The 18,048-nt window shown below is 63.6% G+C and carries 15 protein-coding genes; 12 read left to right on the plus strand and 3 right to left on the minus strand.

The window, feature by feature from the left end; genetic code table 11:
* The first annotated feature begins 36 nt into the window (after positions 1-36).
* The 4 genes from ACMGF8_RS02180 (at position 37) to rarD (ending at position 5,058) form a co-directional block, all read left to right on the plus strand.
* Positions 37-801: a TOBE domain-containing protein gene (locus tag ACMGF8_RS02180; RefSeq protein WP_416758549.1), complete on the plus strand. Its 765-nt coding sequence runs from the start codon at positions 37-39 to the stop codon at positions 799-801.
* An 83-nt stretch (positions 802-884) separates the two neighbouring features.
* On the plus strand, positions 885-2,786 hold the full coding sequence (locus ACMGF8_RS02185) for a PhoX family protein (protein ID WP_170002873.1): 1,902 nt from the start codon (positions 885-887) through the stop codon (positions 2,784-2,786).
* A 158-nt stretch (positions 2,787-2,944) separates the two neighbouring features.
* On the plus strand, positions 2,945-3,919 hold the full coding sequence (locus ACMGF8_RS02190) for a serine/threonine protein kinase (protein ID WP_416758551.1): 975 nt from the start codon (positions 2,945-2,947) through the stop codon (positions 3,917-3,919).
* Positions 3,920-4,170: 251 nt separating this feature from the next.
* Positions 4,171-5,058: an EamA family transporter RarD gene (gene rarD, locus ACMGF8_RS02195; protein WP_115581087.1), complete on the plus strand. Its 888-nt coding sequence runs from the start codon at positions 4,171-4,173 to the stop codon at positions 5,056-5,058.
* A 225-nt stretch (positions 5,059-5,283) separates the two neighbouring features.
* Here rarD and ACMGF8_RS02200 read toward each other — a convergent pair whose 3' ends face one another.
* Positions 5,284-5,802, minus strand: coding sequence for a glycine cleavage system protein R (locus tag ACMGF8_RS02200; protein WP_016964741.1), 519 nt, complete (start codon positions 5,800-5,802; stop codon positions 5,284-5,286).
* Between the two features lie 555 nt (positions 5,803-6,357).
* Between ACMGF8_RS02200 and ACMGF8_RS02205 the strand changes: the two genes are divergently transcribed.
* On the plus strand, positions 6,358-8,535 hold the full coding sequence (locus ACMGF8_RS02205; RefSeq protein ID WP_416758554.1) for a malate synthase G: 2,178 nt from the start codon (positions 6,358-6,360) through the stop codon (positions 8,533-8,535).
* Between the two features lie 76 nt (positions 8,536-8,611).
* On the opposite strand, the gene ACMGF8_RS02210 is transcribed toward ACMGF8_RS02205, so the two are convergent.
* Positions 8,612-9,058 carry a response regulator gene (locus ACMGF8_RS02210; RefSeq protein ID WP_102861963.1) on the minus strand — a complete coding sequence of 149 codons (447 nt, stop codon included), beginning with the start codon at positions 9,056-9,058 and terminating at the stop codon, positions 8,612-8,614.
* Positions 9,059-9,316: 258 nt separating this feature from the next.
* On the opposite strand from ACMGF8_RS02210, the gene ACMGF8_RS02215 reads away from it, so the two are divergent.
* From ACMGF8_RS02215 to ACMGF8_RS02245, 7 genes are all read left to right on the plus strand, one after another.
* Positions 9,317-11,251: a putative nucleotidyltransferase substrate binding domain-containing protein gene (locus ACMGF8_RS02215; RefSeq protein ID WP_284450953.1), complete on the plus strand. Its 1,935-nt coding sequence runs from the start codon at positions 9,317-9,319 to the stop codon at positions 11,249-11,251.
* Between the two features lie 10 nt (positions 11,252-11,261).
* Entirely contained in the window at positions 11,262-11,969 is a 708-nt protein-coding gene (locus tag ACMGF8_RS02220) for a PolC-type DNA polymerase III (protein ID WP_115581090.1), read from the plus strand.
* Between the two features lie 169 nt (positions 11,970-12,138).
* Positions 12,139-12,657 carry an RNA polymerase sigma factor gene (locus ACMGF8_RS02225; RefSeq protein ID WP_102861966.1) on the plus strand — a complete coding sequence of 173 codons (519 nt, stop codon included), beginning with the start codon at positions 12,139-12,141 and terminating at the stop codon, positions 12,655-12,657.
* Entirely contained in the window at positions 12,654-13,631 is a 978-nt protein-coding gene (locus ACMGF8_RS02230) for a FecR domain-containing protein (protein ID WP_416758557.1), read from the plus strand. Before ACMGF8_RS02225 ends, ACMGF8_RS02230 begins: the two co-directional genes overlap by 4 nt.
* 180 nt (positions 13,632-13,811) lie before the next feature.
* On the plus strand, positions 13,812-16,241 hold the full coding sequence (locus ACMGF8_RS02235; RefSeq protein WP_102861968.1) for a TonB-dependent siderophore receptor: 2,430 nt from the start codon (positions 13,812-13,814) through the stop codon (positions 16,239-16,241).
* A gap of 63 nt (positions 16,242-16,304) precedes the next feature.
* Positions 16,305-17,426: a PepSY-associated TM helix domain-containing protein gene (locus ACMGF8_RS02240; protein ID WP_416758560.1), complete on the plus strand. Its 1,122-nt coding sequence runs from the start codon at positions 16,305-16,307 to the stop codon at positions 17,424-17,426.
* On the plus strand, positions 17,423-17,611 hold the full coding sequence (locus tag ACMGF8_RS02245; RefSeq protein WP_102861970.1) for a hypothetical protein: 189 nt from the start codon (positions 17,423-17,425) through the stop codon (positions 17,609-17,611). Before ACMGF8_RS02240 ends, ACMGF8_RS02245 begins: the two co-directional genes overlap by 4 nt.
* Here ACMGF8_RS02245 and ACMGF8_RS02250 read toward each other — a convergent pair.
* Positions 17,589-18,011 carry a hypothetical protein gene (locus tag ACMGF8_RS02250; protein WP_102861971.1) on the minus strand — a complete coding sequence of 141 codons (423 nt, stop codon included), beginning with the start codon at positions 18,009-18,011 and terminating at the stop codon, positions 17,589-17,591. The two genes, ACMGF8_RS02245 and ACMGF8_RS02250, sit on opposite strands and share 23 nt — an antisense overlap.
* Between the last annotated feature and the right edge of the window lie 37 nt (positions 18,012-18,048).

Raw genomic sequence — 18,048 nt, forward strand, 5'->3', positions numbered from 1 at the left:
TCCCTGTCCATCTTCAGTGCCCAAAGCGTCCCTGCCATGTCCTTGCCCACTCTGTTGACCCAGCACATCGCCCGCCGCCCGCAACGCATCGCCCTGCTGCAACACATTGCCGAACAGGGTTCCATCACCCGCGCGGCCAAAAGCGCCGGCCTGAGCTACAAGGCCGCCTGGGATGCCATCGATGAGCTCAACAACCTGGCTCAGCGCCCGCTGGTAGAGCGCAACGTCGGCGGCAAGGGCGGTGGCGGGGCCAAACTCTCCGCCGAGGGCGAACGCGTGTTGCGGCTTTACCAACGCCTGCAAGCACTGCAGGCCCAAGTGCTGGAAGCCGCAGAAGATGCCAGCGATCTCGATCTGCTGGGGCGCCTGATGCTGCGCACCAGTGCCCGCAACCAGCTGCACGGCAAGATCCGCGAGATCGCACCTCTAGGCTGCAATGACCTGATCAGCCTGGAACTGCCAGGAGGCCTGCTCCTCAAAGCGCAGATCACCCACGACAGCACCCAGCGCCTGGAACTGGAAACCGGCACTGAAGTGGTGGCCTTGATCAAGGCCGGCTGGCTGGACCTGCACCCTGCCGACGCCCAAGTAACAACTGGACACAATTGCCTGAGCGGGACCGTCGAGCAGATTCTCGACGCCGAAGACGGCCCCTGCGAGGTGCGCATCACCCTGCCCAACGGCCAGACCCTCTGCGCCCTGGCCGAGCCGCACCGGCTCAAGACGCTGGAAATGACAGAGGGCAAACCGGTCCAGGTGCAGTTCTCTGCCTCCCATGTCCTGCTCGGCACCCCGCTGTAAGCGGAGTGCGACGACTTCAGGCTGCAACATATTCGTCATAGGCGCTCATTAAGGTGGCTGCAAAAACCCGCAGGGAGCCTGCTATGAGCCTGTTAGAAGAAGACCAACCCACCGACCTGGAACAGATGGTCGGCCTCAGCCGCCGGGGTTTCATCGGTGCCGGTGCCCTGTGCGGCGCCGCCCTGTTTCTCGGTGGCGGACTGCTCGGCCGCAGCGCCCTGGCCACCAGTGTCAGCGCCGGCAACAGCCAGCTGCTGGGTTTTGCCGGCATTGCCGCCGCCACCAGCGACAACATCACCCTGCCGGCGGGCTACAAATCCTCGGTACTGATCAGTTGGGGCCAGCCGCTGACCAAGAACGGGCCGGCCTTCGACCCCAGCGGCAATGGCACCGCCCAGGCCCAGGAAGTGCAGTTTGGCGACAACAACGACGGCATGAGCCTGTTCGCCTTCCCGGACGACAAGCACCGGGCACTGATGGCGATCAACAACGAATACACCAACTACCGCTACCTCTATTCCCACGGCGGCCAGCCGCAATCGGCCGAGGACGTGCGCAAGGCCCAGGCCAGCGAAGGGGTGTCGGTCATCGAAGTGCAGCGCAAGAACGGCCAGTGGCAGTTCGTCCAGGGTTCACGCTACAACCGGCGCATCCACGGCAACACGCCAATCCGCCTCAGCGGCCCTGCCGCCGGTCACGACCTGCTCAAGACCGCTGCCGACCCCAAGGGCAGGAAAGTCCTGGGCACCTTTCAGAACTGCGCCAACGGCAAGACCCCCTGGGGCACCTACCTGACCTGCGAAGAGAACTTCACCGACTGCTTCGGCAGCAGCAATCCCGAGCAGAAGTTCGACGCCGCGCAGAAACGCTACGGCGCGGTGGTGACCAGCAAGGACATCAACTGGCACCCCCACGATCCGCGTTTCGACCTGGCCAAGAATCCCAACGAGCTCAACCGTCACGGCTGGGTGGTGGAAATCGATCCCTTCGACCCGCAATCGACCCCGGTCAAACGCACCGCCCTGGGCCGCTTCAAGCATGAAAACGCGGCCCTGGCGCAAACACGCGACGGCCGCGCCGTGGTCTACATGGGCGACGATGAGCGCGGGGAATTCATCTACAAGTTCATCAGCCGCGACAAGATCAACCACCGCAACCCCAAGGCCAACCGCGACCTGCTGGACCACGGCACCCTGTACGTGGCGCGCTTCGATGCCGGCGACGGCAACCCGGACCGTCCCAAGGGCCAGGGCCAGTGGATCGAGTTGACTCACGGCAAGAACGGCATCGACGCCAGCAGCGGCTTCGCCGACCAGGCCCAGGTACTGATCCAGGCACGCCTGGCGGCCAGCGTGGTCCAGGCCACGCGCATGGACCGCCCGGAATGGATTGTGGTCAGTCCCAAGGACGGCCAGGTCTATTGCACCCTGACCAACAACGCCAAGCGTGGCGAAGACGGCCAGCCAGCAGGTGGCCCCAACCCGCGGGAGAAGAATGTCTACGGACAGATCCTGCGCTGGCGCACCGGCGGCGACGATCATGGCGCGATGAGTTTTTCCTGGGACCTGTTCGTGGTCGCCGGCAACCCCGCTGTGCATGCCGGCCAGCCCAAGGGCGGCTCCTCCAACATCACCCCAGAGAACATGTTCAACAGCCCCGACGGCCTGGGTTTCGACCAAGCCGGACGCCTGTGGATCCTCACCGACGGCGACTACAGCAACAGCGGCGATTTTGCCGGCATGGGCAATAACCAGATGCTCTGCGCCGACCCGGACAGCGGTGAAATCCGTCGTTTCATGGTCGGACCTGTGGGCTGCGAAGTCACCGGGATCGCCTTCGCCCCGGACCAGAAGACCCTGTTCGTCGGCATCCAGCACCCGGGAGAAACCGGTGGCTCAACCTTCCCCGAGCACCTGCCCAACGGCAAGCCGCGCTCCTCGGTGATGGCTATCACCCGGGAAGACGGCGGCATCATCGGCGCCTGAACCCGCCCCGCGCCCAACCGGCTCCTACGTCCGTAGCAGCCGGCTCGCCGGCCAACCTGGCGCCCAGCCGAACCACCAGCAAACCCTCCCCCGCTGGCTCCCCGTCTGCGTTACCATGCTTGGCCGGACGCGGCAGCCTGCTGCGCGCAGGAGTAAGCATGTCGCACCCGTTTGAAACACTGACCCCCGACCTGGTTCTGGACGCCGTTGAAAGCATCGGTTTTCTCAGCGACGCCCGCGTGCTGGCGCTCAACAGCTACGAAAATCGCGTCTATCAAGTCGGCATCGACGAAGGCGAACCGCTGATCGCCAAGTTCTACCGCCCCCAGCGCTGGACCAACGAAGCGATCCTGGAAGAACACCGCTTCACCTTCGAACTCGCCGAGTGCGATGTGCCGGTGGTCGCACCGATCATCCACGACGGTGCCAGCCTGTTCGAGCATGCGGGCTTTCGCTTCGCCCTGTTTCCCCGACGTGGCGGGCGCGCGCCCGAACCGGGCAACCTGGATCAACTCTATCGCCTCGGGCAATTGCTCGGTCGCCTGCATGCCGTGGGCGCCACCCGCCCCTTCGAGCACCGCGAAGTCCTGGGCGTGAAGAACTTCGGTCATGACTCACTGGCGACCCTGCTGCAAGGCAACTTCATTCCCAAGAGCCTGCTACCGGCCTACGAGTCCGTGGCCCGGGACCTGCTCAAGCGGGTGGAAGAGGTCTACCAGGCCACCCCGCACCAGAACATCCGCATGCACGGCGATTGCCACCCCGGCAACATGATGTGCCGCGACGAGATGTTCCATATCGTCGACCTGGACGACTGCCGCATGGGCCCGGCGGTGCAGGACCTGTGGATGATGCTGGCCGGCGACCGCCAGGAGTGCCTCAGCCAGCTCTCCGAACTGATGGACGGCTACAGCGAGTTCCATGATTTCGACCCGCGGGAACTGGCCCTGATCGAACCGCTGCGAGCCCTGCGCCTGATGCACTACAGCGCCTGGCTGGCACGACGCTGGGACGATCCGGCCTTTCCCCACAGCTTCCCCTGGTTCGGCAGCGAACGTTACTGGGGGGATCAGGTCCTGGCCCTGCGCGAACAGCTGGCGGCCCTCAACGAAGAACCTCTCAAACTGTTCTGACCCTGCCTGCAGGCGCTGGCTTGGCAGCGAAGAGGCCCATGCGGTCGCCTTCGCCGGCAAGCCGGCTCCTACAAGAATCCGCCTCGATACAACGCCAACCGTAGGAGCTGGCTCGCCAGCGAAGAGGCCCGTAAGTTCGCCATTGCCTACCAGCCCTCCCCCACAGAAACGGGCGGCGCAAAAGTCAGGACATGTCCTGACAATTGTCCTTACAATCCCGTCTTCGTTAGCTGCCTAAGCAAGGACTCTGCATGCAAGCCGCCAACCCGCGTCGCGGGTACATCCTGGGCCTGACCGCCTACATCATCTGGGGTCTGTTTCCGATCTACTTCAAAGCCATCGCCAGCGTTCCGGCCGTGGAAATCATCGTCCACCGGGTACTCTGGTCGGCGCTGTTCGGCGCTGTGTTGCTGATGGTATGGAAACATCCCGGCTGGTGGCGCGAGCTGCGAGAAAACCCCAGGCGCCTGGCCATCCTGGCCCTGAGTGGCACCCTGATCGCCGGCAACTGGCTGACCTATGTCTGGGCCGTGAACAATGGGCGCATGCTTGAGGCCAGCCTGGGCTACTACATCAATCCCCTGATCAATGTGCTGCTGGGCATGCTGATTCTTGGCGAACGCCTGCGGCGCATGCAGTGGCTGGCGGTGATCCTGGCGGCGGTGGGCGTGGCCCAGCAAGTGTGGCAAGTAGGCAGTTTGCCCTGGGTCTCACTGATACTGGCCCTGAGCTTCGGCTTCTATGGCCTGATCCGTAAACAGGCCCCGGTCAAGGCCTTGCCCGGGCTGGTGGTGGAAACCTGGATGCTGGTGCCCATCGCCATGGCCTGGCTGCTCCTGCACCCCGAAGCCAGCAGTGCCCATGCCGCCTTCTGGACCAGCTCCGAAGCCTGGTGGCTGGTAGCCGCCGGCCCGGTCACGCTGATCCCGCTGGTGTGCTTCAACGCCGCGGCTCGACACTTGCCCTACACCACCCTGGGCTTCCTTCAGTACCTGGCGCCAACCCTGGTGCTGCTGCAAGCGGTGCTGCTGTTTGGCGAACACCTGTCCTCCAGCACCTTGCTGGCGTTCATGTTCATCTGGGCCGGCCTGGCGGTGTACAGCGTCGATGCCTGGCTCAGCCTGCGCGGCCGCCGCTGATCAATAAACGTACAACGCCCTGCAGGCCAGGCCATTCGTGGCCTGCAGCGGTTCTTCCCAAGGTTATCCACAACCTGATCCCCGCCGTTTGTGCACAAGCCCTTGAAACTGCTGGTTTTTTGATCAGAGCGGGCTAAGCCGCGGCTGCACTGGGCTGGCGACAGGTCTCTACAGGTTATCCACAGGCGCATGCACGGATTACTGGGATAACCTGCGGGACGGTGTTCAGACCTCGCTGCGCAGCACCAACTCCACCATCAGATCGTCGGCCAGGGTTTCCAGGCGCGACTGCAATACCTCCAGGGACAACGTCAGGGGCACCGCCAGAATCGCCTCGGCATGAAACAACGGCTCGCTGCTCATGGGCGCTGGGCGCACCTCGGTCACCAGCCGTTCGAGGTTGACCCCCTGCTCCGCCAGCAAGCGGGTGATATCCCGGACGATTCCCGGACGATCATTGCCCACCAGCTCCATGGCGATGGGCTTCCAGGTGCAGGACTGCTCGATGCCGCTTTCGGCGATCAATACCCGGATGCCCTGGGCGGAGAGCCCCTGCAAGGCATCCACCAGCTCATCGTAGGCCTCGGCCGGGACCCCGACCCGCAAGATGCCGGCAAACTGCCCCGCCATGCGCGACAGACGGCTTTCCAGCCAGTTGCCGCCGTGCTCGGCGATGCACTGGGCAATACGCTCGACCTGTCCGGCCTTGTCCGGGGCGAAAACCGTGAGAACGAGATGGTCCATGGCGCAGCCCTCTTTGCTTGATGAAAGAGCAATTATAGGCAGCCTCATTCCCCGCGCCTTCCAACCCACATCGCAGCAGCTTGCGTAGGCGCTGGCTTGCCAGCGAAAGTGCCCGCAAGGCCGACGCAACCCCCGAAGGCCCATTCGCCGGCAATCCGGCTCCTACGTGGGCGCGCAGGGCAAAACACAAATCGTGTACAACTTTTTGTATTTATATGGAACAATCCACCAGCTTTTTTGAGAACATCACGTTCCCCAGCGTGACCGCACTGCATTCTTAAGTCGCGGAACGACGTATTTAGTCTAATTTTCACAAGCGCAATTCATCATGTAGTATGCCGCAGCGCGCACTACATAACGTTGGAACGATGTCTGCCAAGGCCTGATCGCAACCCTCGCAACCGCCCATCAGCAAGGCTCCGCCGTTGATTGGAAGCACCCAGCCGCCAGCAATGGCATGTACTGGTGAACAGGGTTGTGCTTTAAATGGCCGCCGGCTTCATTGTTAATTTGAAGAGCTGAAAAGCGAAATAGCTGAGCAGAGTGAGGCAAGCAATGACTGAACACGTTCAAGTCGGTGGCCTGCAGGTCGCCAGAGTCCTGTTCGACTTCGTGAACAACGAAGCCATTCCCGGTACCGGCCTCACCGCCGACGCATTCTGGGCCGGTGCCGACAAGGTCATCCACGACCTGGCGCCGAAGAACAAAGCCCTACTCGCCAAACGCGATGATTTCCAGGCGCGGATCGATGCCTGGCACCAGTCCCGTGCCGGCCAGGCACACGATGCCGTGGCCTACAAAGCCTTCCTGCAAGACATCGGCTACCTGCTGCCAGAAGCGGCTGACTTCCAGGCCAGCACCCAGAACGTCGATGAAGAAATAGCCCACATGGCCGGCCCGCAGTTGGTAGTGCCGGTGATGAACGCGCGCTTCGCCCTCAACGCCTCCAACGCCCGCTGGGGCTCGCTGTACGACGCGCTGTACGGCACCGACGCCATCAGCGAAGCCGATGGCGCGGAAAAAGGCAAAGGCTACAACAAGGTTCGCGGCGACAAGGTCATCGCCTTCGCCCGCGCCTTCCTCGATGAATCGGCGCCACTGACCGCCGGCTCCCACGTGGACTCCGTGAGCTACAAGATCGTCGGCGGCAAGCTGGTGGTGGGCCTCAAGGGCGGCAGCAACAGCGGCCTGCGCAACGACGCGCAACTGATCGGCTACCAGGGCGACGCCGCAGCTCCTACCGCGATCCTGCTCAAGCACAACGGCCTGCACTTCGAGATCCAGATCGACGCCGCAAGCCCGGTCGGCCAGACCGACGCCGCCGGGGTCAAGGACCTGCTGATGGAAGCGGCCCTGACCACCATCATGGACTGCGAAGACTCGGTTGCCGCGGTTGATGCCGACGACAAAGTGGTGATCTACCGCAACTGGCTCGGCCTGATGAAGGGCGACCTGGCGGAAGAGGTTTCCAAGGGCGGCAAGTCCTTTACCCGCACCATGAATGCCGACCTCGAGTACACCGGCGTCAACGGTGAGCCGGTGAAGCTGCACGGCCGTTCGCTGCTGTTCGTGCGTAACGTCGGCCACTTGATGACCATCGACGCGATCCTCGACAAGCATGGCAACGAAGTGCCGGAAGGCATCCTCGACGGCCTGGTCACCAGCCTCGCGGCGATCCACAACCTCAACGGCAACACCTCGCGCAAGAACAGCCGCACCGGCTCGGTATACATCGTCAAGCCGAAGATGCACGGCCCTGAAGAAGCCGCGTTCACCAACGAACTGTTCGGCCGCATCGAAGAGGTGCTGAACCTGCCGCGCAATACCCTGAAAGTCGGGATCATGGACGAGGAGCGCCGCACCACGGTCAACCTCAAGGCCTGCATCAAGGCGGCCAGCGAGCGCGTGGTGTTCATCAACACCGGCTTCCTCGACCGCACCGGTGACGAGATCCACACCTCCATGGAAGCCGGCGCCATGGTGCGCAAGGCCGACATGAAGGCCGAGAAATGGATCGGCGCCTACGAGAACTGGAACGTCGATATCGGCCTGTCCACCGGCCTGCAAGGCCGTGCGCAGATCGGCAAGGGCATGTGGGCCATGCCGGACCTGATGGCCGCCATGCTCGAACAGAAGATCGCCCACCCGCTGGCCGGTGCCAACACCGCCTGGGTGCCGTCGCCGACCGCCGCCGCCCTGCACGTACTGCACTACCACAAGGTCGACGTGTTCGCCCGGCAGGCCGAACTGGCCAAGCGTGCCCGCGCTTCGGTGGACGACATCCTGACCATCCCTCTGGCCAGCGACACCAACTGGTCGGCCGAGCAGATCAAGAACGAACTGGACAACAACGCCCAGGGCATTCTCGGTTACGTGGTGCGCTGGATCGACCAGGGCGTGGGTTGCTCGAAAGTGCCGGACATCAACGACGTTGGCCTGATGGAAGACCGCGCCACCCTGCGCATCTCCAGCCAGCACATCGCCAACTGGCTGCGCCACGGTGTGGTCACCCAGGCGCAGGTGCTGGAAAGCCTCAAGCGCATGGCCCCGGTGGTCGACCGGCAGAACGCCGGTGACCCGCTGTACCGCCCGCTGGCTCCGGACTTCGACAGCAACATCGCCTTCCAGGCCGCCCTGGAGCTGGTGATCGAAGGCACCAAGCAGCCTAACGGCTACACCGAGCCGGTATTGCACCGTCGTCGTCGCGAGTTCAAGGCCAAGAACGGCCTGTAAGCACGCCTGGCAACAGACAAAAAGCCCCGGTCCGCCGGGGCTTTTTAGTGTGTCGCCCTGACTCGGCGCTTGCAGCTCAGTGAATGACACCCAGTTCGTGTTTGACCAGGGCCAGCAACTTGCCGGTGTCGATGGGTTTGAGCAGGAAGTCCACCACGCTCAAGTGCATGGCAGCGATGGCGTCGCGCACATCGGCGTCACCGGAAATGATGATGATCGGCAGCGCCGCCCGTTCCGATTCCCGCACCTGGCGAATCAGGTCAAGACCACTGCAGGGCGCCATGCGCAGATCGGTGATCAGCAGGCCGATGGACTTGTTCGATTCGAGTAATTCAAGAGCGGCCTTGCCGCTGGCAGCCGTGATGCAACGGATACCATCCAGGCCAAGAATTTCCGCCAGCAGTTCCCGTGCATCCTTGTCGTCATCGGCAATCAATACCCGCTGGGCCGGCAGATCCGGCTCCAGCATGACTGCACTCAGCGCCTCGCGCTCGGCGTCACTCAAAATATCGTGGTCGGGCATACATTTCTCTACATGAACAGATCAATCCCCTAGCACATTGGTCAGACATCGCTAAGCAGACCTCCAATGTGCACTTCGTCGGAAAAATTGCCAAGAGCCTTGATCAGAGCTTTTTTGCATTGATTAAACGCCGCTCAAAGCCAAATGTCCGGGCTCCGGCCGCTACCTAGACTTACGTCCAATGGGCACCTCGCGCTGGGAGTCCGACCATTGCCGTGATCCGACCACAACAAATCCAAAAAGACTGCGGTAATCGTTATGAGTAAAGCGGACGCCTTCACCCAGGCAGGGAAGACCGCGGTGTTGCAGAACATCCAGGGGACCGTGCAGTTCCTGCAGCGGTTCCCGCCCTTCAACCAGATGGAAAACCTCCACCTGGCCTATCTGGTGGAACAATGCCAGCTGCGTTTCTACGGGCCCGGCGACAGCATCATCAAGCCCGCCGACGGCCCGGTTGAGCACTTCTATATCGTCAAGCAGGGACGCGTGGTGGGCGAACGCACCCACGCCGCCAAGGGCAGCACCGAAACCACCTTCGAAATCACCACCGGCGAATGTTTTCCCCTGGCTGCACTGCTGGGCGAACGCGCCACCCGCACCGAACACCGGGCCGCCGAAGACACCTTCTGCTTGCAATTGAACAAGAGCGCCTTCATCAAACTCTTCGCCTTGTCCGACGAGTTCCGCGATTTCGCCTTGCGCGGGGTCAGCAGCCTGCTGGATCAGGTCAATCAGCAGGTCAAGCAAAAGGCCGTGGAAACCCTTGGCACCCAATACTCGCTGAACACCCGCCTGGGCGAACTGGCCATGCGTCATCCGGTCGCCTGCGCCCCACAGATGCCGCTGCGTGAGGCCGTGGCGCTGATGCATGAGCAACAAGTAGGCAGCATCGTGGTGGTGGACGAGCACAAGGCGCCCCTGGGGATCTTCACCCTGAGGGACCTGCGCCAGGTCGTCGCCGACCGCACCCAGGACCTCAACCAGCCCATCGAACAGCACATGACCCAGGCCCCTTTCTTCCTCAGCCCGGACCACAGTGCCTTCGACGCCGCCATCGCCATGACCGAGCGCCATATCGCCCACGTCTGCCTGGTGAAAGACCAGCGCCTGTGCGGCGTGGTCTCCGAGCGCGACCTGTTTTCCCTGCAACGGGTCGATCTGGTGCACCTGGCGCGAACCATCCGCAATGCTCCCCGGGTGGAACACCTGGTGGCGCTGCGAGGCGAGATCGGCCAACTGGTGGAGCGCATGCTGGCCCACGGTGCGTCGTCGACCCAGATCACCCACATCATCACCCTGCTCAACGATCACACCGTATGCCGGGTGATCGAGTTGACCCTGGCGGACAAGGGCGACCCCGGCGTGCCCTTCAGCTGGTTGTGCTTCGGCAGCGAAGGCCGGCGCGAACAGACCCTGCACACCGACCAGGACAACGGCATCCTGTTCGAGGCCCGAGACGCGGCCCACGCCGCCGAGATCCGCGGCAAGCTGCTGCCCATCGCCCAGCAGATCAACCAGAGCCTGGCGCTGTGCGGCTTTACCCTGTGCAAGGGCAACATCATGGCCGGCAACCCCGAGCTGTGCCTGTCCCGAGCCGAATGGGCCCGACGCTTTGCCGCCTTCATCCGCGAGGCAACGCCGGAGAACCTGCTGGGTTCGAGCATCTATTTCGATCTGCGGGTGGTCTGGGGCGATGAACAAGGCGCCGAACAACTGCGCCGGGCCATCCTCGACCAAGTCGGCGACAACCGTCTGTTCCAGCGCATGCTGGCGGAAAACGCCTTGCGCCAGCGCCCGCCCGTGGGCCGCTTCCGCGAATTCGTCCTGGCCAAAAAGAACGGCGAAAAAGCCACCCTCGACCTCAAGGTCCAGGGCCTCACCCCCTTCGTCGATGGCGCCCGGCTGCTGGCCCTGGCCAACGGCATCGGCGCCATCAACACCCTGGAGCGTCTGCGCCAGCTGGTGTCCAAGCAGGTCATCGAGCCCCTGGACGGCGCCGCTTATGAAGAGGCCTACCACTTCATCCAGCAGACCCGCATGCAGCAACATCAACGCCAGACCCGGGAGAACCAGCCCTATTCCAATCGGGTCGACCCCGACAGCCTCAATCACCTGGACCGACGCATCCTGCGCGAGTCCCTGCGCCAGGCCCAGCGCCTGCAAAGCAGCCTGGCCCTGCGCTACCAGTTATGAGCTATCAGTCATGAGCCTGTTTGCCTGGTTCCGTCCCGCCGTCAGCGTCCTGACGGCCCAACAGCAACAACGCCGCGACCGCCTGCCCGCGTTCACCGAGCTGGGTGAGTGCAGCCTGCGAGAGCAACGCTGGGTGGTGGTGGACCTGGAAACCACCGGCCTCAACCTCAACCGCGATCAGGTGCTGTCCATCGGCGCGGTGGTGATCGAGGACGGTGCCATCGACTTCAGCCAGCAGTTCGAACGCACCCTGCAGCGTGAAGGCCACAAGCTCAGCCCCAGCGTGCTGATCCATGGCCTGGGGCCCAGCGCCATCGCCGCCGGCTGCGATCCGGTGGAGGCTCTGCTGGACTTCATGGAGTTCGTCGGTGACAGCCCGCTCCTGGCGTTTCATGCCCCCTTCGACCAGCACATGCTCGGTCGGGCACTCAAGGACAGCCTGGGCTATCGCCTGCAGCACAGTTTCCTCGACGTGGCGGACATGGCGCCCATGCTCTGTCCCAAGGCCGCTTTCCGTGAGGCCGGCCTGGATGACTGGATCAACGTGTTCAAGCTGCAAGTGGCCGAGCGTCACCACGCAGCGGCCGACGCCCTGGCCACCGCAGAGCTGGCACTGATCCTGTTCAACCGTGCCCGCCAGCAGCAGATTGACAGCCCGCTGAACCTGCAACAGCGCCTCAGCCAATGGAAACGCCGCCAGCAGGCACACTCGTTCTGATCCGCGGCAATTGACCGTAGCGAGGGCACAGGCTCCCTCGCCACATCAGAAAAAAGCGTGCAACCCTCGGGAAAGAGCAGCCGACCAGCGCCAATTGCGCCTGTGTTTCGCCTCTGCCACAATCGCGAATAGTTCTCGTTATTTTAAACTTCTCGATCGGTGAGCCCCGTTGTCGTCAGTCCAAAGCCCCCACAATGAGCTGGTTGGTGCGTTGTATCGCGACCATCGCCGTTGGCTATTGGCCTGGCTGCGGCGCAACGTTGCCTGCGCTCAACGGGCCGAGGACCTGAGCCAGGACACCTTCGTGCGCCTGCTGGGCCGCGATGAACTCAAGGCTCCACGGGAACCCAGGGCCTTTCTGGTGGCCATCGCCAAGGGCCTGCTGTTCGACTACTTCCGCCGCGCCGCCCTGGAACAGGCCTACCTCAGTGAACTGATGTTGATCCCCGAAGGCGAACAACCGTCGCCGGAAGAGCAGCAGATGATCCTCGAAGACCTCAAGGCCATCGACCGCCTGTTGGGCAAACTCTCCAGCAAGGCGCGCATGGCCTTCCTCTATAACCGCCTCGACGGCCTGAGCCACGCCGAGATCGCCGAACGCCTGGGTGTCTCGGTGCCACGGGTGCGTCAGTACCTGGCCCAGGGCATCCGCCAGTGCTACATCGCCCTGTACGGGGAGCCGGTATGACCCCCATCAGCTCCAAGCCGGTGTCCGCCCGGGTGCTGGACGCCGCCATTGCCTGGCAACTGTCCCTGGACGGCGGCGCCAGTGCCGTGGAGCGCGAAGAGTTCGCCAAATGGCATGCCGCCCATGAAGAACACGCCCGCGCCTGGCGCCAGTTGGGCATGCTCGACCAGCGCTTTAGCGTGGCGGCCGGCCCGGCCCGCAATGCCTTGGTGCAATCTCGCGAAGGCCTGCGCCGGCGCGTGCGCAAAATGGGACGCGGAGTCGCCAGCGTGGTGCTGGTGGCGGGGCTGGCGCTGTTTGCCAGCGAGCGCTACCTGCCGGTGGACTACTGGCTGGCCGACCAGCGCACCGCCACCGGTGAGCAGCGCACCCTACGCCTGACAGACGGCACGATGATCAACCTCAATACCCACAGTGCGCTGGATGTGCGCTTCGATGAGAAGCAGCGCCGAATCGTTCTCCAGGAAGGCGAAATCCTCATCGAGACCGGGCACAACGACAGTCGCCCCTTCATCGTCGAAACCCGCGACGGCCGGATGCGTGCCCTGGGTACGCGCTTCCTGGTCAAGCGTGAAGACCAGGGCACCCGCCTCGGCGTGCTGCAATCGGCGGTGGCGGCACGGCCGGAAGCCGGCCAGGACGAGCAGGTGTTCAAGGAAGGCCAACAAGTGCTGATGCGCCGCGACGGTCTCGGGCCGCTGCAGGCGCTGAACCTGGGCGCCGATGCCTGGACCCGAGGCATGTTGGTGGTGGACAACGCCCGCCTCGGTGACCTGATCGCTGAGCTGGGCCGTTATCGCCGCGGTCACCTGGGCGTGGCACCGGAAGTGGCCGACCTGCGGATCACCGGCAGCTTCCCGTTGCAGGACACCGACCTGGCCCTCAATGCCCTGCTGCCGACCCTGCCCGTGAAGATCGAGCGGCACACCGACTGGTGGGTGACGGTGGTGGCCAAGGCTGACGCCAAGCGCTGAGGTCGGTGTCGTGGCCTTCGCCAGCAAGCCCGCTCCTACACCGATCCCGTAGGAGCTGGCTTGCCAGCGAATTAACCTCAATCAATCTAAATCTAAATTATTTTCAATCTGCCCTATCACTTTTCCAATCTCGTCCGGCACCTAGGCAATTGCGAAACATTTCCATTCAGGAGCCGCCGTATGTACCGCCCGCTAGACACTCTGTTGCGCCCCAGTCTCTTGGCCGTTGCCATCGCGCTCAGCGCCCCCCTGACCAGCCCAGCGCTGATGGCCGCCGAACAGGCCAGCAGCGTGCGCGCCTACAACCTGCCAGCAGCGCCCCTGGCCAGCACCCTGAACCAGATTGCCAGTCAGGCTGGCCTGGCCCTGAGCCTGAATCCGGCCCTGGCGGCGGGCAAGACCTCGGCTCCAGTCAATGGCCAGTTCGACGCCCCGGGCGCCTTGCGCGAAGCCCTGCGCGGCACCGGCTTGCAACTGGAGCACAGCAGCGCCGGCACCTACAGCCTGGTGGCGGCACCGGAAGGCGTGGTGACCTTGCCGGAAACCAATATCACTGGCCAGCTGGCTGGCGAGAGTGCCTGGGGCCCGGTCGACGGTTACCTCGCCACACGTACCGCCGCCGGCACCAAGACCGACACCTCGCTGGTTGAGGCTCCGCGCTCGATTTCCGTCGCTACCCGCCAGCAGATGGAAGACCGCAACGTCCAGAACCTCGACGATGCCGTGCGTTACATGCCCGGGATTGTTTCTGCCAGCTACGGCAGCGACACCCGCTATGACTGGATGCGTGTACGGGGCTTCGAACCCACACAGTTCCTCGACGGCTTGCCCCTGCCCCGCGGTGTGTATGCCAACCCGAAAGCGGAAACCTGGAACCTCGACCGCCTGGCCCTGCTGCGCGGCCCGGCGTCCTCGGTGTATGGCCAGACCCCGCCGGGTGGCCTGCTGGACATGGTCAGCCGCCGCCCCAGCGCAGACACCAGCCATGCCGTGCAGATCCAGTACGGCAGCGACAACTACCGCCAGATCAACTTCGCCAGCACCGGCAAGATCGACGACGAAGGCCAGTTCCTCTATGGGCTCAGCGGCGTGGTGCGCGATGCCGGCACCCAGGTCGACCACATCGACAACAAGCGCTACAACATTGCCCCCAGCCTGACCTGGAACATCGATACCGATACCAAGCTGACCCTGCTCACGCAGTTCACCCGCGACGATACCGGTGCCACCAGCCAGTTCATGCCGATCCAGGGCACCAAGATCAAGTCGCCACTGGGCGAGGTCTCCCATCACAAGAACCTGGGTGACCCGGACTACGAGTTCTACGACCGCACCTACTACGCCCTGGGCTACGCCTTCGAGCACCGCTTCAACGATGTATGGCAGTTCCGTCAGAACCTGCGCTACACCAAATCGGAGCTGTCCTTCCAGCAGTTGACCGTGGGTTCCTATGCCTACTCCCCGGCTGATGCGGCGGGCAACATCAGCCGGACCTCGACCAACGTCAACGAAGACATCGGCCAGTTCGCGGTCGACAACAACTTCCAGGCCAACTTCGCCACCGGCGACATCGACCACACCGTGCTCATCGGCCTGGACCACCAGCGCACCAGCACTTCGTACCTGTCGATCTATGGCGACGGGGGCAAAACCAATATCTTCAACCCGGTCTATGGCCAGCCGATTGTTCGTCCGTCGCGCACCGACGCTTACTACGACTACGACCAGAAAACCATTCAGACCGGCCTCTACGTCCAGGACCAGATGGCCCTGGACAACTGGCGCCTGACCCTGGGTGGCCGTGAGGACTGGGTGCACCAAGGCACCACCTACCTCAACAAGAAAGACGCGACCAACACTGATCGCAGCAAGAACTTCAGTGGCAATGCGGCGCTCAGCTATGTGTTCGACTCAGGTGTCGTGCCGTACATTTCCTACGCCGAATCCTTCCAGCCAGCGAGCAACGCCAGCGTTTCACCGACCGAATCGTATAAACCCACGGAAGGTAGCCAGTGGGAGCTGGGCATCAAGTATCAACCACCGGGTTCGAACACGCTGCTGAGTGCGGCGGTCTACGACCTGACCCAGAAGAATGTCCTGGTCACCAGCATCGGGGCAGGAGGCGAATCGATCACCAACCAGACTGGCGAAGTGAAGGTCAAAGGCCTGGAACTGGAAGCCGTGTCTGACGTGACCGAAAACCTCAAGGTCATCGCGGCCTACACCCTGGCCAAGTCCGAGGTACAAAAAGGCATCCACAAAGGCAACCGCCTGCAGCTGATGCCCAACCAGCAAGCCTCCCTGTGGACGGACTACACCTGGCACTCCGGCGTACTCGACGGTTTCGGCATCGGTGCCGGCGCCCGCTACACCGGCAATACCTATGGCGACCAGGCCAACACCTGGCTGGGCAAGGCCGACGCCTACACGGTGTTCGACGCTGCCGTGCATTACGACCTCGGTCGCCTGGACAACAGCCTCAAAGGGGCGTCGCTGAAACTCAACGCCACCAACCTGTTCGACAAGGACTACCTGTCCACCTGCGATGGTTCCTACTGCTATTTCGGCGATCAGCGCAGCGTGGTCGCCAGCGCCACCTATCAATGGTAATCGGCTGAATTAACAACCAGGCCGTCCGACAAGGACGGCCTTGGTGTGCCTGAAGGCTAAGAAATGAAAAGCAAGACAATCCGCCGCTGGTCCTTTATCCACACCTGGACCAGCCTGATCTGCACGGTATTTCTGCTGCTGCTCGCGCTCACCGGCCTGCCGCTGATCTTCCACCACGAGATCGACCACCTGCTGGGTGACGCGCCACAACTGCGGGAGCTGCCCGCCGACACCCCGCGCCTGGACCTGCAACAGCTGGTCAAGGCCGCCGAAGCTCACCGCCCGGGGGAAGTCATGCAGTACTTCGGCTGGGACGAAGACGAGCCCAACGGTGTGATGGCGATCATGGCCAAGACCGCCGGCACCGAGCCCAATTCCTCCCACACCTTCATGCTCGACGCCCGCACCGGCGAAGCCGTGGCCATGCCCTCGGCCAACGGCGGGCTGATGATGGTCATGCTGCGCCTGCATGTGGACATGTTCGCCGGGCTGCCGGGCAAGCTGCTGCTGGCCTTCATGGGCATCCTCTTCGTGCTGGCGATCATCTCTGGCACCGTGCTCTATCTGCCGTTCATGCGCCGCTTGAAATTCGCCAGCGTGCGCCAGGACAAATCCAGCCGCCTGCGCTGGCTCGACCTGCACAACCTGATTGGCGTGGTCACCCTGACCTGGGCCCTGGTGGTGGGGGTGACCGGGGTCATCAGCGCCTGCGCCGACCTGATCATCGCCGCCTGGCGCAACGACAGCCTCAGCGCCATGGTCGCACCCTACCGCGACGCCCCGCCCCTGACCGCGCTGGCTCCCGCCAGCCGCCTGCTGGACATCGCCCGGGAAGCCGCCCCAGGCATGCAGCCGGACTTCATCGCCTTCCCCGGTACGCGCTTCTCCAGCGAGCACCACTACGCGGTGTTCCTCAAGGGCAGCAGCCACCTGACTTCGCACCTGCTGACCCCGGTGCTGATCGACGCCAGCACCCTGCAGGTCACCGCCGTGGGCACGCGCCCCTGGTACATGGATGCCATGGGCATGTCCCAGCCGCTGCACTTCGGTGACTACGGCGGCATGCCGATGAAGGTGCTGTGGGCAACCATGGATGGGCTGACCATCATTGTCCTGGGCAGTGGCCTGTACCTGTGGACAGTCCGGCGGCGTGCTGCGAAGTCGGTTGCGCAGGTGCGCCCATGAAGCCCCGGCAATCGAACTTCTGGAAAGTCTTCAGGGCGCCGCTGGCCCTGGCCCTGCTCAGCGCCGGCGGCCTGTTCGCGGCGCTGCTGGGGGATGGGATCTGGGACAGCCTGAGCTGGCTCGGCCTGGGCCTGCCGGCGCTGATCGCCCTGCGGGGCTTGTTCAGCCGCGGGCGAGCGGCTTGACGGCTGCCGAGGGGAAACCGCGCCACAGATACACCGACAGCCCCAGGCTGATCAGCAGCACCGGAATGAACACGCGGTTTTCCAGCAGCGCCTCAGCCGCGACCAGTACGCAAAACAGCGCCAGCCCCAGCAGCGGCACATAGCTCGCCGCCAGGCTCCAGCGCCAGGGCCGGGTCACCGGCTCTGGGCCACGCAGGCCCAGCAGCCCACACCCCAGGGCCGGCAGGGCCAGCGCCGGCAGCGCCCAGTACCAGGCCATGTAGGCAAACGCCATGATCAGCTCAGGCTCACCCTCGCCCTTGCGGCGGAACTCGTACTGCAGGGCCAGGTACACCGCCAGCCCACCCAACAGGGTCAGGGCCAGACTGTACAGCCCGTGCAAAAGATAGGACCTGCGCATTCATCGCTCCTTGTCTGTCCCTTGTGCCGCCCCTGTG

It is taken from the genome of Pseudomonas sp. BNK-7 (genome assembly GCF_048072025.1).
Lineage (GTDB): Bacteria > Pseudomonadota > Gammaproteobacteria > Pseudomonadales > Pseudomonadaceae > Aquipseudomonas > Aquipseudomonas danubii.